Here is a 13,384-nt window from a genome sequence, read left to right as displayed (position 1 = left end):
CAGCCGTCTTCTCCCCCTGAAAGGAAAGCCTAGCATGCCGCTGCCGACCATGCCCGCCAAGCCTGCCCAATTGCTTGACCCGAGCGAATTCGCCCCGGTGACCAAGCTGACTAAGGCCAAATCAGCGTCGCAGGGTAAGAAACCTGTGCCGGCGCTGGAGCGTGTGGCCTTGCTGGAAACCGGAACTAGCAAAGCGGAAAATGCGCCGGCCGTGGTGGCCCGCGCCAGCGGTTCGACGCGAGCGCGCACCAAGGATGCGCCGCCGTCCGCGCTGAAGTCCGTGCCGTCGCTGGCCGCCGTGCCCAAGGCTCCCGCCAAGGCCCCCGGCACGACCAACCGTCGCATGCAGAAACACACCGGCCCCAGCAAGCTGTTCGTGTTGGACACCAATGTGTTGATGCACGACCCGTCCTCTCTGTTCCGCTTCGAAGAGCACGACGTCTATCTGCCGATGATGACGCTCGAGGAGCTGGACAACCACAAGAAGGGCATGAGCGAAGTCGCGCGCAACGCCCGCACCGTCAGCCGCACCCTCGATGCGCTGGTGGGCGGCACCGACGGCGTGCTCGACGACGGCTTGCCGCTCGCCAAGCTGGGCAACCGCGACGCGCAGGGCAAGCTGTTCCTGCAAACCAAGCTCAATGAGATCAAGCTGCCCGACGGCCTGCCGCAGGGCAAGGCGGACAACCAGATCCTGGGCGTGGTCAGCGCCCTGCAGCAGCAGTTCCCGGAGCGCCAGGTCGTGCTGGTGTCGAAAGACATCAACATGCGCATCAAGGCGCGCGCGCTCGGCCTGCCCGCCGAGGATTACTTCAACGACCAGGTCCTCGAGGACAAGGACCTGCTGTACTCGGGCGTGATGCTGCTGCCCAACGACTTCTGGGCCAAGCATGGCAAGGGGGTGGAAAGCTGGCAGGACCCGAAGTCCGGCGCGATGTTCTATCGCCTGACAGGCCCGCTGGTGCCTTCTTTCCTGGTCAACCAGTTTGTCTTCCTGGAACCCAGCGACGGCAGCCTGCCGCTGTACGCCCAGGTCAAGGAGATCAACGGCAAGACCGCGCTGCTGCAAACGCTCAAGGACTACACGCACCACAAGAACAATGTGTGGAGCGTGACCGCCCGCAACCGCGAGCAGAACTTCGCGCTCAACCTTCTGATGCATCCGGAGATCGACTTCGTCACCCTGCTGGGCCAGGCTGGTACCGGCAAGACCCTGCTGGCGCTTGCCGCGGGCCTGGAGCAGGTGCTCGACCAAAAGCTCTACAACGAGATCATCGTCACCCGCGCCACCGTGCCGGTCGGCGAGGATATCGGCTTCCTGCCGGGCACCGAGGAAGAAAAGATGCAGCCCTGGATGGGCGCCTTCGACGACAACCTGGAAGTGCTGCAAAAGAGCGACGACAGCGCCGGCGAGTGGGGTCGCGCGGCCACCCAGGAACTGATCCGCTCGCGCATCAAGGTCAAGAGCATGAACTTCATGCGCGGACGTACTTTCGTCAACAAGTTCGTCATCATCGACGAGGCCCAGAACCTGACGCCCAAGCAGATGAAGACGCTGGTAACGCGTGCCGGCCCCGGCACCAAGATCATCTGCCTGGGCAACATCGCGCAGATCGACACGCCTTACCTGACCGAAGGATCGTCCGGCCTTACCTACGTGGTCGACCGGTTCAAGGGCTGGAGCCACAGTGGCCATGTGACGCTGGCGCGCGGTGAACGCTCGCGCCTGGCCGACCATGCCGCGGATGTCCTCTAAGGGGCGGGGGCGCATCATCGCTGAAGACTAAGCTTTCGCAACCTCTGGCACCATCGGATGCCTTGTAGGACCACGACCGGCAGATTTGCCTGCCGGCGTGGCCTAGCATCAAAGCATCCGGAGCGCCCGCCATTTCGGCATCTCGCGTGCCGGCGCTTGGCGGGCGCTTTTTTTTGCCCCTCCCGGCTTGTTGGATCGATGGAGACATTGATGGACAACCATCTGCACCACACACCGCTGCGGCTCGCGCTGGCCAGCAGCGTCGCAATTGCCGCGGCCGCGTTGCTTGCGGGTCCCGCGCTCGCCGCTGACGAAATGGTAATCCGCACCATGGGACCCGTCAGCTACGTCTGCGGCGGCATTGCCGCGGACGAACAACAGCAACTGGCCGCGCAGCAAAAGAACTTCAACATGGGCCTGCTGTTCACCCAGGGGGAGCGCGGCGAATTCCTCGCCGACGTGGCCGTCAAGATGACGCGCGAAGGCCACGAAGTGGCCAGCTTTACCGCTTCCGGGCCCAAGTGCCTGATCAAGGCCCCGCAAGGCAGCTACAATATCGAAGCGACTTATAAGGGACAGGCCAAGTCGGTCAACGTGAGTACGGGCACCTACAACGCGCAATTGCGCTGGTAAGGCGCCAGGGGAGGCACCCTCGCCGCGCTGCACCCCTCACGCCACGGCTCCTGGCCCGGGATCGGACCAAGAAGGATGCCTCTGCGCCAGATAGCCCCTGCCGGAAGACGTGTGCCCAGCCTGGCCCACGCCTTCCACACTGCCCGCCTGCCCCTGCTTTGCGCGGCGGCATTGCTGCTCGCCGCCTGCGCTTCGACGCCGCCTGGGCGCTATAGCGCCCAGCCGCGGCCGGCAGGCACCCCCATGGTGGATCCCAGCGCCGGGCTGGAAGAAGTCTCCATCCAGGCGATGTCGCTGGTTGGCACGCCCTATCGCTACGGCGGCAATACGCCTGACTCGGGCTTCGACTGCAGCGGCCTGGTCCGCTATGTGGTGCTGCGCGCCGCCAACGTCAACCTGCCACGCACCACCGAAGCCATGGGCGACCGCGGCGTCTCGCTGGAGCGCAGCCAGGTGGCCTCGGGCGACCTGGTTTTCTTCAATACCACCGGCCGGGCCAATTCGCATGTCGGCATCTATGTCGGGCAGAATCGCTTTGTCCACGCCCCCTCCACCGGCGGCACGGTACGGCTCGAGGACATGACCAAGTCGTACTGGGCCTCCCGGTACAACGGCGCGCGGCGGGTTGCATCGGGAATCAACCAGGCGCCGGCATCGGTCGCGCCCCCGGCCGCACCAGCAGCACCGCCGCCTTCCGTTGCGCCCCCGGCCCCCGTGGATGACGATCCGATTGCCGCGTTCGCCAATCGATAGCCATCGCAATAGCCATCGGCTCCGGCATTCCCGACAAACAAAAAGCCAGGCATAGCGCCTGGCTTTTTGTTTGCTTGTCGAGCGAGAATCCGATGACCCGGAGGCTTAGAGGATCTGCCGGCCAATCCACCATGCGATGGCGGCCATGAAGGCGGATGCGGGAATCGTCAGCACCCAGGCCCAGACGATATTGCCGGCCACGCCCCAGCGCACCGCCGACATCTTCTGCACCGAGCCCACGCCGACAATGGCGCCGGTGATGGTATGGGTGGTCGACACCGGCACGCCCAGCGCCGAAGCAATGAACAGCGTGATCGCGCCGCCCGTCTCCGCGCAAAAGCCGCCTACCGGCTTGAGCTTGGTGATCTTCTGGCCCATGGTGCGCACGATGCGCCAGCCGCCAAACATGGTGCCCATGCCGATCGCCACGTAGCAGGAAACGATGACCCAGATCGGCGGCTCCGCACCGCCCTGCGCCACGTGGCCGCTGGCGATCAGCAACATCCAGATGATGCCGATGGTCTTCTGCGCGTCATTGCCGCCATGGCCCAGGCTGTACAGCGATGCCGAGACCAGCTGCAGCCTGCGGAACCAGCGATCGACCCGCGACGGCGGCGTACGAAAGAATGTCCAGGCCACGATCACCATCATCAACGAGCCGAGCAGGAAGCCCAGCAACGGCGAAATGACGATAAAAGCCACGGTCTTGAGAAGACCGCCGCCCACCAGTGCGCTGGTGCCGCTCTTGGCCACCGCAGCCCCAACCAAGCCACCGATCAGCGCGTGCGAGGACGACGAGGGAATGCCGTAGTACCAGGTGATCAGGTTCCAGGCAATGGCACCCATCAGGGCTCCGAAGATCACGTAGTGATCGACGATGTTGACGTCGATCGTGCCAGTGCCGACGGTTGCCGCCACCTTCAGGTGGAAGATGAAAATCGCCACCACATTGCACATGGCCGCCATGGCCACCGCGTGGTGCGGCTTGAGCACGCCCGTCGACACCACCGTGGCAATCGAGTTGGCGGCATCGTGAAAGCCGTTCATGAAATCGAACAGCAGGGCGAGAGCCACCAGCAGGCCAATGACCCACAGGCTCATTTGTATTGTTTGCATGCCGATTTGTGCCTCAGGCGTTTTCCAGGACGATGCCTTCGAGAATGTTGGCGACGTCCTCGCACTTGTCGGTAATGGTTTCGAGCTGTTCGTAGATCGCCTTCAGCTTGATCAGGCGCTTGACGTCCGTTTCGTCGCGGAACAGCTTGGACATGGCGGCGCGCATCACGCGATCAGCCTCGGACTCGAGCTGGTCGATCTGCTGCGCGGTCTTCAGGATGGCGCCGGCATTGCTCATGTCCTCGAGCAGGCCGACCGCGATCTTGACCTGGTCGCAACACTGCACGCAGATGGAGGCCAGCTTGCGCGCCTCATCGGTCAGGCTGGTCACGTCGTACAGCGAGATGGTTTCAGCCACGTCTTCCATCAGGTCGAGGATGTCGTCCATGGTGGTGATGAGCTTGTGGATCTCATCGCGGTCCAGCGGCGTGATGAAGGTCTTGTGCAGCAGGTCGATCGTGTCGTGCGTGATGCGGTCGGCTTTCTTTTCCGTGGCCTGCACGCGGCGAGCGTGGGCCTCGGCATTGGGCAGGTCGTTGACCAGCACTTCCAGCTCGCGGGCGGCGGTCACCGCGCAATCGGCATGCTGGTTGAAGTATTCGAAGAACTTGCCCTCAGTGGGCATGAATCGGCCGAACATGGAATGTTCCTTGTCGAAGCGCGGGGGCGCCGCGGGTAGTTACTGAATCAGGCGGATACGCATTAAACGACAGCCGCCCGAGGGCGGCTGTCATCAAAACGCAATATTTTACAGGTTTGTGCGGCGATGCCGGGGGACTTTGACACGCGGCAGGCACGATCGACTGTGGCCACCGAGCCACGATGCCCGGCAAGCCGCGCCAAGACTGGCTTCAGTTGTCGTTGTCGAAGAAGGCGGGGCCACCGCTGAAGTTGTCGAACTTGGTGAACTGGCCCAGGAACGTCAGCCGCACGGTGCCAATCGGGCCATTACGCTGCTTGCCGATGATGATCTCGGACGTGCCCTTGTCCTGCGAATCGGGGTTGTAGACCTCGTCGCGGTAAATAAACAGGATCACGTCGGCATCCTGCTCGATAGCGCCGGATTCACGCAAGTCGGACATCACCGGGCGCTTGTTCGGGCGCTGTTCCAAGCTTCGGTTCAGCTGCGACAGTGCAATCACCGGGCAGTTGAGTTCCTTGGCCAGGCCCTTGAGCGAGCGCGAGATTTCCGAGATTTCGGTGGCGCGGTTTTCGCCGCCGCCCGAGCCCGACATCAACTGCAGGTAGTCGATGACGATCAGTCCGAGCTGGCCGCACTGGCGCGCCAGCCGGCGTGAACGGGCGCGCAGCTCCATCGAGCTCAGCGCCGGTGTTTCGTCGATGAACAATTGCGCATCGTTCATGCGCTGGATCGCGTGCGTGAGCCGCGGCCAGTCTTCGTCAAGCAGGCGGCCGGTACGCAGGCGGTGCTGGTCAAGCCGGCCGACCGAGCCCAGCATACGCATCGCCAGCTGCGTGCCCGCCATTTCCATCGAGAACACAGCCACCGGCAAGCCCTGCTCCACCGCCACGTGCTCGCCGATATTCAGCGAGAATGCGGTCTTACCCATGGAGGGGCGCCCCGCCACGATGATCAGGTCGCCGGCCTGCATGCCACTGGTCATGCGGTCCAGGTCGATAAAGCCGGTAGGCACGCCGGTGACGTCGGTGCTCGAGTCACGGTGGTACAACTCGTCGATGCGCTCGACCACCTGGGTCAGCAGCGGCTGGATTTCCTGGAACCCCTTTTGCCCGCGCGAGCCTTCCTCGGCGATGGCGAACACCTTGGATTCCGCCTCGTCGAGCAACTCCCGCACCTCGCGCCCTTTGGGGGCGAACGCCGCGGTAGCGATATCGTCGGCCACCGTCACCAGCTTGCGCAGCACCGAGCGCTCGCGCACGATCTCCGCATAGCGGCGGATATTGGCCGCACTAGGCGTGTTCTGCGCCAGGGAATTCAGATAGGCCAGGCCGCCCACCTCTTCCGCCTTGCCAGCGCCTTGCAGCGACTCGTAGACGGTGATGACGTCGGCCGGCTTGGTAGCGGCGATCAACCGGGAGATGCTCTGGAAGATCATCCGGTGATCGAAGCGATAGAAATCGGCTTCGTTCAGGAAGTCGGCGATACGGTCCCAGGCGGCATTGTCCAGCAGCAGGCCACCCAGCACCGATTGCTCGGCCTCGATGGAATGCGGCGGTACCTTGAGATTGTCTAGTTGGGGGTCTGCGACAGGCGCGTTCATAGGGGGGGATTATAACGGTCGACGCCAGCGAGCCGGCGGAGAATTCGCAGCCGGCTGTTGGGGGGGCATCCTGCCGTGTGACGGCGGGACAACCGGCCCCGCCCCGTAGCAGTCGGGCAATCAGGCAATCAGGCAAGCAAGGGGCGCGGCCAAACAAAAAGGCAGGAGCGCGATGCTCCTGCCTTTTTGTTTGGTCAAGCAAGCGGCGCTGGCATCCGGCTCCCACCAGCCCGAAGGACAAGTGGAAACCGGCAGCAAGGCCGATGCTTAGGCGTGTTCGCCCAGGACGGAAACCGTCACGTCGACCAGCACGTCGGTGTGCAGCGAGACGCTGACCGGGTGGTCGCCAACAACCTTCAGCGGACCATTGGGCAGGCGCACTTGCGCCTTCTCGACCTTGAAGCCTTGGCCAGCCAGGGCTTCAGCGATGTCGGCATTGGTCACCGAACCGAACAGGCGGCCGTCCACACCCGACTTCTGGGTGATCTGCACGGTCAGGCCATTCAGCTTTTCGCCTTCAGCTTGCGAAGCTGCCAGCTTTTCAGCGGCTGCCTTTTCCAGTTCGGCGCGCTTGACTTCGAACTCGCTGATAGCGGTCTGGGTAGCGCGGCGGGCCTTCTTGTTCGGGATCAGGAAGTTACGGGCGTAGCCGTCCTTCACGCGAACGATGTCACCCAGGTTGCCCAGGTTGATGACTTTTTCAAGCAGAATAATTTGCATCGTGTTTTCTCCTTAACGGACCTAGGGCCGATCAGTTCTTGTGCAGGTCGGTGTAGGGCATCAGCGCGAGGAAACGCGCGCGCTTGATGGCCGTGTCGAGCTGACGCTGATAGTGCGCCTTGGTGCCGGTCAGGCGGGCCGGCGTGATCTTGCCGTTGTCGCCGATGAAATCCTTCAGGGTGTCCAGATCCTTGTAGTCGATCTGTTCCACGCCAGCCACGGTGAAGCGGCAGAAGCGCTTGCGCTTGAACAGCGGGTTTTGCTGTTGGAAGCGCTTCTTGTTCTTGTTGTCACGTTTGACGAATGCCATGATTCAATCCTTTTCGAATGCTTTACATCCAGTGATGTGAAAGACGAGAGCCTTGCTGTTGCGGTGCCTGCGGGCCAGGAATCCTTCGCAGTCGAGCATCGCGCCGAGCGGAGTACGCTCAAGCCGCTGGCCGATCTGACCAATTCCCATGGCGGCGATGGCGAACTCCACCTGCCTGGGCGTTTGCGCCTCGACCGTCTCGCCCGCGTACTGCAAGATGCAGTTAACCACGGGGACCCCGGCCGGGGTGTAACGCAAGGCATCGCGTTCCGCGAGCGTTGCGCAGAGCCTTAACTGGTTCAACGCACTCTCCCGCACCGATGCCCGCACTTGCCGCCGCGGCGATCAACGCCGGCGGCAACCACAACAGTCCGCACTTAGGCGGCCTGGACTTCGCTGGTCTGTTGCGCGGCCTTGCGAGCTTCTTCGCGCTGCACTTCCTTCATCATCGGGGACGGTGCGGTTTCAGCCTTCTTGGTCTGAACGATGAGGTGGCGCAGCACTGCATCGTTGAACTTGAACGCGTGTTCGAGTTCAGCCAGGGTTTCCTTGCCGCATTCGATGTTCAGGCAAACGTAGTGAGCCTTGGCCAGCTTCTGGATCATGTAGGCCATCTGACGGCGACCCCAGTCTTCCACGCGGTGGATCTGGCCTTCCTGGGACGTGACCAGCGTCTTGTAACGCTCGATCATGGCCGGGACTTGTTCGCTCTGGTCCGGATGGACGATAAATACGATTTCGTAATGACGCATTGACGCTCCTTTTGGATAAGCTGCCCGAGCGCCATGTCCGGTGCAGCAAGGTTGAATAGCCTTAAAGTATAGCGTGCTTTTACCATCCGGAGCAAGCCGCCTCAGTTTTCGGTGAATAGCGCCTGCAGCGCCGCCGGATCCTTTGCCAGTCCTGGCTCCGCAGCCAGAGCCAGCGCCAGGAGCACACGCGTCTTATAAGGATTGAGGTCGCCGGCCGAAACAAAAACGCCCGAAGCCGGCCGGGGAGGCGCTGGAATCGCCACATGCCCCGCCCCTGTGCGCGAACTGCGCACCACTGCCACGCCGGCGCCGGCAGCATCGGTTAGCGCCTCCACCAGCGACTGGTGAACCGACCCGTTGCCAGCGGCCGCCACGACCAGGCCCGACACGCCCGCCTGCGCCAAGGCATCCACCACGATCCGCCCCGGCTCCGCATAGCTAGCCACGATCTCGACCTGCGGCCATGCGCAAGGGACCGGCCAGGCCTTGGCCGGCAAGCGACTGGGGGTACGCACAAAGCGCACGAGGTTGTCCTGAACAAAACCAATCGGCCCGGATACCGGCGACACAAACGCATTCACCGCCGATGTGTGCGCCTTCATCACGTCGCGCCCCGCGTGAATCTCCTGATTGATCACCAGCAGCACGCCCTTTGCCGTCGCGCCAGCATCCGCCGCTACGCGCACCGCATCCAGCAGGTTCAACGGGCCATCCGCCGACAACGAGGTCGACGGTCGCATCGCAGCCGTCAGCACAACTGGCACCCCACCCACGCAGGCCAGGTGCAGCAGCATGGCCGTCTCCTCCAGGGTATCGGTGCCGTGCGTAATGACGATGCCCGACACATCGGGCTGCGCAGACCAGAACGCCACGCGCTCCACCAGCCTGGACCAGAGCGCGAACGACATGTCCTTGCTATCTACCTGCGCAACCTGCTCGGCTTCGATCCGCGCCACCGTGCCCAGCGCCGGCACCGCATCGAGCAGCGCCGTCACCGGCACCGTCGCCGCCTGGTACTTCGCGCTGCTGGCTGGGTTGGAAGAAGAACCGGCAATGGTGCCGCCGGTAGCGAGCACGACGACACGAGGCAGGAGAGACATGGCGGAAATGAGCTCGGGAGCCCCAGAAAAGTTGAACAGTGCGCAACGCAAGACGCTTCAGGTGCCGCGGATTGTAACCCTCCGCCCACTCGCCACGGCACGCGCCAAGACCCGCGGGACGCACCTGTCAATGCGCAAACTCCCAAAAATTCCGCTTGCACTTCACTCGATACTGTATAAAATCACAGCATACTGTTTAAACATACAGTGCTTTCAAACACCGGCGACCATGGCGACCCTGACACCGCGACAGCAGCAGATTTTCGACTTGATCCGCAGCAGCCTCCAGCACACGGGCTTTCCGCCCACGCGCGCAGAGATCGCCGCCAAGTTCGGCTTCTCCTCACCCAATGCAGCCGAGGAACATTTACGTGCCCTGGCCCGCAAAGGCGTGATCGAGCTCACCCCCGGCGCCTCCCGCGGCATTCGCCTCAAGGTCTCCCGTAGCGACTCCGAGCTACCCGACCAGTTCTCCCTGCCTATGGCTGGCGTCATGCAGCTAACCCTGCCATTGGTCGGGCGCGTCGCAGCCGGCAGCCCGATCCTTGCCGCCGAACACATCGACCGCCAATACCAGGTCGACGCATCGGTGTTCGACGTGCAGCCCGACTACCTCCTCCGGGTGCGTGGTCTCAGCATGCGCGACGCCGGCATCCTCGATGGCGACCTGCTCGCCGTCAAGCGCGCCAGCGAAGCCGCCAACGGCAAGATCGTCGTCGCCCGCCTGGGCGACGACGTCACCGTCAAACGCCTCAACCGCCGCGGCGACACCATCGAGCTGATCGCCGAGAACCCCGACTTCCCCAGCATCATCGTGCAAGCCGGCCGCGAAGAGTTCTCACTAGAAGGCATCGCTGTCGGCCTCATCCGCCCCGGCGCCTTCTGACGAGTGCGGCTGAGGCGGGCGATCCCCGTACAAGCCGACACCCGATTGTGCCAACGCACCCGCGTAGCGGGTACCGCTAACTGTTGTTGCAAGTCACCAGGTGTAGCCATGCTGCCAGCCAACCGCCTCTCCGCCCGTCGCCCCGTCAAGCCCGTGCCCTTTCGCCAATCAAAAGGCGTGCGCATCTACCAGGGCGCGCAACGACGCACCATGGTTGGCAGCATGGCCGCTATCTGCCGAATGCTCGAGCTGGAGGAATCCTCCAAGCTGGCCGGTTAAACAGGTGGCACTAAAAAAATTTGTGCAGAGTACTAGCCATCCGGCTTTTGGCATTGTATGATCTTGTTCTTCGTCGTTCGGCACCAAGCAGAACGACATCGACGGTGGCTGTAGCTCAGTTGGTAGAGTCCAGGATTGTGATTCCTGTCGTCGTGGGTTCGAGTCCCATCAGCCACCCCAGAATTCTTATTAGTATCAACGGCTTACGCTTTACCTAGTCGTTTCACGATACGAACTTTCCCACGGAAAGCGAAATTTTCCCACGGCGCCCTTGGCGCCGTTTTCGTTTTCTGCACTCGCGCGCGCCAAGATCCCTTCTTCCCCCTCTTGCTGTGGCCCACAGCGGTGGATTATTGCTGCCCACGCGCGAGAGTGGCCTCTACCCCTCCAGCTGGGCTTTGGTGCCGGACTGCCAGCCTTGGGGTCCTCGACGAGGGCCCGCGAGTTCGGGGGGCGCGCCCGACGGCTCAATTAATCGGCAAGAGGAAAGCCGAAGATATCCCGCTCCAGGTCTTGCTCGAATGCCACCGTCCATGCGGCCCCAGCTCCGCCAGGATAGCGCCGAGCCTCGCCGCCGGCTACACGGGCGACGATGACCTCCCGCAAGATACGATTCGGCCCGCCGCTCAACGGAGTGCCTTCCTCCGCAGCCACATCGAAGTCCTCTCGTACAAATCCATGCAGTGCGCAAGCCGACTCGAAACCCTCGCGCTCATCCACTGGCAGTTCGTGGAATAACTTTTGAACCATGGCTATCTCCCAAAGCCTCGCCCGGATCCGGGCATGAGCATTTCGGACATCCCGGGACCGCTCGGCCATGCCATCTGCAAGGCAATCACGCTCCAGGAAATCGAGTCCCGGCCCTGCGTATCCTTACGCTGCCCGCAGTAGCTTTCGGTCAGGCCAACCGCTCGGCCAAGCGCCAGCGTCTCATCGGCAGAAACGTCGAACATCCTTCGACCTCGGGGAATAGGTCCGTGGCGGAGCGACATGATGATCGTGGCGCCCGGCGCTAGCAGCTCCGCGATCGAGTTCATCGCAATGGGTCGTTCGGTGGCATCCAGATGCATCCATACGGCAGTCAGCAGTATCAGCTCAAAATGCTCTCGCCTGGATCGCATCGCCGACAGGTGTGGCAGTGAATCATCCACCCACTCGATCGGCAATGCCGCGTGAATGCGTTGCCCCTCTCGACGCAATTCGCCCGTGGGTTCCACGGCCACAACCCGATGTCCCAAGCGGGCGAGCGCGGCCGCATCGCGGCCTGACCCTGCTCCGATATCCAGAATATTGCTGAGCTCACGTGGAAATAGGTGCAGTACGTCTCGGTGGATATCGTCGAACTGGAGGCTCTCGTACTGCTGCACCAATGCGGCCGCGTTCTCGCCATATCCGGCAGTACTTGCTGCTGCTTTTCTCATTCATGTCCCCTTCTCACTCCCAATGGGGGCGCTTCTGTGCTCATGTTCGGCAAGAGAGGCAGCGTGCCCCCCCCCACCGACGGCGGATAGCAAGCAGGCGTGTAGTTTGGCATATTTCAATTACTCGTTGCTTGACCCCGACGAGACTTCCCGTAGACCGCCCTGCTATCCCGCCGGCGGTCTTTTTTTTGACGGATGCCCCAGGCGGCTCCGATTCACATCCTGAATTGCCAGCCCCCTAGAGGCGCGACGCCGGAATGGCGATGGTTCGCATCGCTTGCGACGCCTGTGGCACAGTATCGCGCTATGCGCCCTCCGTGCGACGGGGCGCTTTCCTTACGTCTACTTGGGAACCTTGGATATGGCCGGCACCAGCCTGCTTCTGCTGATCGACGACATCGCCTCCATCCTCGACGATGTAGCCACCATGAGTAAAGTGGCGGCCAAGAAAACAGCCGGCGTACTAGGCGACGACCTGGCCTTGAATGCGCAGCAGGTCAGCGGCGTGAAGGCAGAGCGCGAATTACCCGTTGTGTGGGCTGTAGCGTTGGGGTCCTTTCGCAACAAGGTGATTCTGGTGCCGGCAGCTCTGGCGATCAGCGCTGCCGTGCCCGCAGCCATCGTGCCACTGCTGATGGCTGGCGGCGCCTTTCTTTGCTACGAGGGATTCGAGAAGATTGCGCACCGTTTCCTGCATAGCGATTCCACTCAGGGACAAACCGATTCCGAAGCGTCACAAGCGGCAAATCCCGAGACGGATATGGCTGCCTATGAGCAAGCCAAGATTCGCGGTGCGGTGCGCACTGATTTCATCCTGTCGGCGGAGATCATCGTGATCTCGCTCGGGACGGTATCCGGTGCGACATTCGGCACCCAGGTGGCCGTGTTGTCGACCATCTCTTTGATCATGACAGTGGGCGTCTACGGCCTGGTGGCGGGCATCGTCAAGTTGGACGATGCTGGCCTGTATCTTAGCCAGAAGGCTTCCGCCGGCGCGCGAGCCATTGGCCGCGGCATCCTGCGCCTGGCGCCTTGGTTGATGCGCACGCTGTCCGTGATCGGCACAGCGGCGATGTTCCTGGTGGGGGGCGGGATTCTGGTACACGGTATTCCTGCCGTGCATCATCTGGCAGGGCCCACGACTGAGATGCTGGCTGGGGTACCTATGATCGGAGCAGGCCTGGGAATGCTAGGCCCGGTATTGATCAATGCACTGACGGGCATCGTAGCGGGTGCACTGGTCACGGCTATAGTCGCCATTGCGAAACTTGGCATGCGCGCCCTGCGACCATCGGCGAGCTAGTTTATTTCTTGCTTTCGAGATATTCGAAAGCAGATGCCGCAAAAGCAAAACCCCCCAGTACTTTCGTACTGGGGGGTTTCAAGGGAGAGCCTGGCGATTACCTACTTTCACA

At 62.5% G+C, this 13,384-nt stretch carries 16 protein-coding genes and 1 tRNA gene; 7 read left to right on the top strand and 10 right to left on the bottom strand.

Going from position 1 to position 13,384, the window contains the following annotated elements; all coding sequences use genetic code 11:
- Positions 1–34 precede the first annotated feature (34 nt).
- The 3 genes from AC1RQK_RS34915 (at position 35) to AC1RQK_RS34905 (ending at position 3,142) form a co-directional block, all read left to right on the top strand.
- A complete protein-coding gene (locus tag AC1RQK_RS34915; protein ID WP_492813951.1) occupies positions 35–1,756 on the top strand; it encodes a PhoH family protein in 1,722 nt (573 codons plus the stop codon).
- Between the two features lie 210 nt (positions 1,757–1,966).
- Complete coding sequence (locus tag AC1RQK_RS34910) at positions 1,967–2,389, top strand: hypothetical protein (RefSeq protein WP_492376381.1); 423 nt, start codon at positions 1,967–1,969, stop codon at positions 2,387–2,389.
- A 75-nt stretch (positions 2,390–2,464) separates the two neighbouring features.
- Complete coding sequence (locus AC1RQK_RS34905) at positions 2,465–3,142, top strand: C40 family peptidase (protein ID WP_492376380.1); 678 nt, start codon at positions 2,465–2,467, stop codon at positions 3,140–3,142.
- Positions 3,143–3,247: 105 nt separating this feature from the next.
- On the opposite strand, the gene AC1RQK_RS34900 is transcribed toward AC1RQK_RS34905, so the two are convergent.
- The 8 genes from AC1RQK_RS34900 to AC1RQK_RS34865 all read right to left on the bottom strand — a co-directional run bounded on the left by AC1RQK_RS34900 (position 3,248) and on the right by AC1RQK_RS34865 (position 9,383).
- Positions 3,248–4,258: an inorganic phosphate transporter gene (locus tag AC1RQK_RS34900; protein WP_416048916.1), complete on the bottom strand. Its 1,011-nt coding sequence runs from the start codon at positions 4,256–4,258 to the stop codon at positions 3,248–3,250.
- Between the two features lie 13 nt (positions 4,259–4,271).
- Positions 4,272–4,898, bottom strand: coding sequence for a DUF47 domain-containing protein (locus tag AC1RQK_RS34895; RefSeq protein WP_043347240.1), 627 nt, complete (start codon positions 4,896–4,898; stop codon positions 4,272–4,274).
- Positions 4,899–5,109: 211 nt separating this feature from the next.
- Positions 5,110–6,501, bottom strand: coding sequence for a replicative DNA helicase (locus AC1RQK_RS34890; protein ID WP_043347242.1), 1,392 nt, complete (start codon positions 6,499–6,501; stop codon positions 5,110–5,112).
- Positions 6,502–6,768: 267 nt separating this feature from the next.
- Positions 6,769–7,221, bottom strand: a complete 453-nt coding sequence (gene rplI / locus AC1RQK_RS34885; RefSeq protein WP_150983655.1) for a 50S ribosomal protein L9 — start codon at positions 7,219–7,221, stop codon at positions 6,769–6,771.
- Positions 7,222–7,252: 31 nt separating this feature from the next.
- Positions 7,253–7,531: a 30S ribosomal protein S18 gene (gene rpsR / locus AC1RQK_RS34880; protein ID WP_006163606.1), complete on the bottom strand. Its 279-nt coding sequence runs from the start codon at positions 7,529–7,531 to the stop codon at positions 7,253–7,255.
- 3 nt (positions 7,532–7,534) lie between these two features.
- On the bottom strand, positions 7,535–7,834 hold the full coding sequence (gene priB, locus AC1RQK_RS34875; RefSeq protein WP_043352030.1) for a primosomal replication protein N: 300 nt from the start codon (positions 7,832–7,834) through the stop codon (positions 7,535–7,537).
- A gap of 74 nt (positions 7,835–7,908) precedes the next feature.
- The gene (gene rpsF / locus AC1RQK_RS34870) at positions 7,909–8,283 is read right to left on the bottom strand and encodes a 30S ribosomal protein S6 (RefSeq protein ID WP_006163598.1); all 375 of its coding nucleotides are present in this window, start codon (positions 8,281–8,283) and stop codon (positions 7,909–7,911) included.
- A gap of 101 nt (positions 8,284–8,384) precedes the next feature.
- Positions 8,385–9,383 carry an asparaginase gene (locus tag AC1RQK_RS34865; RefSeq protein ID WP_492813947.1) on the bottom strand — a complete coding sequence of 333 codons (999 nt, stop codon included), beginning with the start codon at positions 9,381–9,383 and terminating at the stop codon, positions 8,385–8,387.
- A gap of 229 nt (positions 9,384–9,612) precedes the next feature.
- Between AC1RQK_RS34865 and lexA the strand changes: the two genes are divergently transcribed.
- The 3 genes from lexA (at position 9,613) to AC1RQK_RS34850 (ending at position 10,728) form a co-directional block, all read left to right on the top strand.
- The gene (gene lexA, locus AC1RQK_RS34860) at positions 9,613–10,269 is read left to right on the top strand and encodes a transcriptional repressor LexA (RefSeq protein ID WP_006163593.1); all 657 of its coding nucleotides are present in this window, start codon (positions 9,613–9,615) and stop codon (positions 10,267–10,269) included.
- Between the two features lie 108 nt (positions 10,270–10,377).
- Positions 10,378–10,548 carry a hypothetical protein gene (locus tag AC1RQK_RS34855; protein WP_170301734.1) on the top strand — a complete coding sequence of 57 codons (171 nt, stop codon included), beginning with the start codon at positions 10,378–10,380 and terminating at the stop codon, positions 10,546–10,548.
- Positions 10,549–10,652: 104 nt separating this feature from the next.
- A tRNA-His gene (locus AC1RQK_RS34850) sits at positions 10,653–10,728 on the top strand.
- Positions 10,729–11,019: 291 nt separating this feature from the next.
- Here the strand turns inward: AC1RQK_RS34850 and AC1RQK_RS34845 are convergent.
- Together AC1RQK_RS34845 and AC1RQK_RS34840 are read right to left on the bottom strand one after the other, a co-directional pair.
- Positions 11,020–11,298, bottom strand: a complete 279-nt coding sequence (locus AC1RQK_RS34845) for a hypothetical protein (protein WP_492813944.1) — start codon at positions 11,296–11,298, stop codon at positions 11,020–11,022.
- A 2-nt stretch (positions 11,299–11,300) separates the two neighbouring features.
- Positions 11,301–11,969 (bottom strand): class I SAM-dependent methyltransferase, encoded by a 669-nt coding sequence (locus AC1RQK_RS34840; protein ID WP_492376376.1) that lies wholly within the window; start codon positions 11,967–11,969, stop codon positions 11,301–11,303.
- Positions 11,970–12,330: 361 nt separating this feature from the next.
- On the opposite strand from AC1RQK_RS34840, the gene AC1RQK_RS34835 reads away from it, so the two are divergent.
- On the top strand, positions 12,331–13,272 hold the full coding sequence (locus tag AC1RQK_RS34835) for a DUF808 domain-containing protein (RefSeq protein WP_492813942.1): 942 nt from the start codon (positions 12,331–12,333) through the stop codon (positions 13,270–13,272).
- The last annotated feature ends 112 nt before the right edge of the window (positions 13,273–13,384 follow it).

It is taken from the genome of Cupriavidus sp. GW822-FHT02D05 (genome assembly GCF_058802485.1).
Note: the sequence above shows the minus strand (reverse complement) of the source record. Positions and strands in the feature narration are given on the sequence as shown.

Bases quoted from the DNA above. Each gene is read 5' to 3' on its own strand.
- AC1RQK_RS34915 (WP_492813951.1), top strand. From the start codon at position 35: ATGCCGCTGCCGACCATGCCCGCCAAGCCTGCCCAATTGCTTGACCCG.
- AC1RQK_RS34910 (WP_492376381.1), top strand. From the start codon at position 1,967: ATGGACAACCATCTGCACCACACACCGCTGCGGCTCGCGCTGGCCAGC.
- AC1RQK_RS34905 (WP_492376380.1), top strand. From the start codon at position 2,465: ATGCCTCTGCGCCAGATAGCCCCTGCCGGAAGACGTGTGCCCAGCCTG.
- AC1RQK_RS34900 (WP_416048916.1), bottom strand. From the start codon at position 4,258: ATGCAAACAATACAAATGAGCCTGTGGGTCATTGGCCTGCTGGTGGCT.
- AC1RQK_RS34895 (WP_043347240.1), bottom strand. From the start codon at position 4,898: ATGTTCGGCCGATTCATGCCCACTGAGGGCAAGTTCTTCGAATACTTC.
- AC1RQK_RS34890 (WP_043347242.1), bottom strand. From the start codon at position 6,501: ATGAACGCGCCTGTCGCAGACCCCCAACTAGACAATCTCAAGGTACCG.
- rplI (WP_150983655.1), bottom strand. From the start codon at position 7,221: ATGCAAATTATTCTGCTTGAAAAAGTCATCAACCTGGGCAACCTGGGT.
- rpsR (WP_006163606.1), bottom strand. From the start codon at position 7,531: ATGGCATTCGTCAAACGTGACAACAAGAACAAGAAGCGCTTCCAACAG.
- rpsF (WP_006163598.1), bottom strand. From the start codon at position 8,283: ATGCGTCATTACGAAATCGTATTTATCGTCCATCCGGACCAGAGCGAA.
- AC1RQK_RS34865 (WP_492813947.1), bottom strand. From the start codon at position 9,383: ATGTCTCTCCTGCCTCGTGTCGTCGTGCTCGCTACCGGCGGCACCATT.
- lexA (WP_006163593.1), top strand. From the start codon at position 9,613: ATGGCGACCCTGACACCGCGACAGCAGCAGATTTTCGACTTGATCCGC.
- AC1RQK_RS34855 (WP_170301734.1), top strand. From the start codon at position 10,378: ATGCTGCCAGCCAACCGCCTCTCCGCCCGTCGCCCCGTCAAGCCCGTG.
- AC1RQK_RS34845 (WP_492813944.1), bottom strand. From the start codon at position 11,298: ATGGTTCAAAAGTTATTCCACGAACTGCCAGTGGATGAGCGCGAGGGT.
- AC1RQK_RS34840 (WP_492376376.1), bottom strand. From the start codon at position 11,969: ATGAGAAAAGCAGCAGCAAGTACTGCCGGATATGGCGAGAACGCGGCC.
- AC1RQK_RS34835 (WP_492813942.1), top strand. From the start codon at position 12,331: ATGGCCGGCACCAGCCTGCTTCTGCTGATCGACGACATCGCCTCCATC.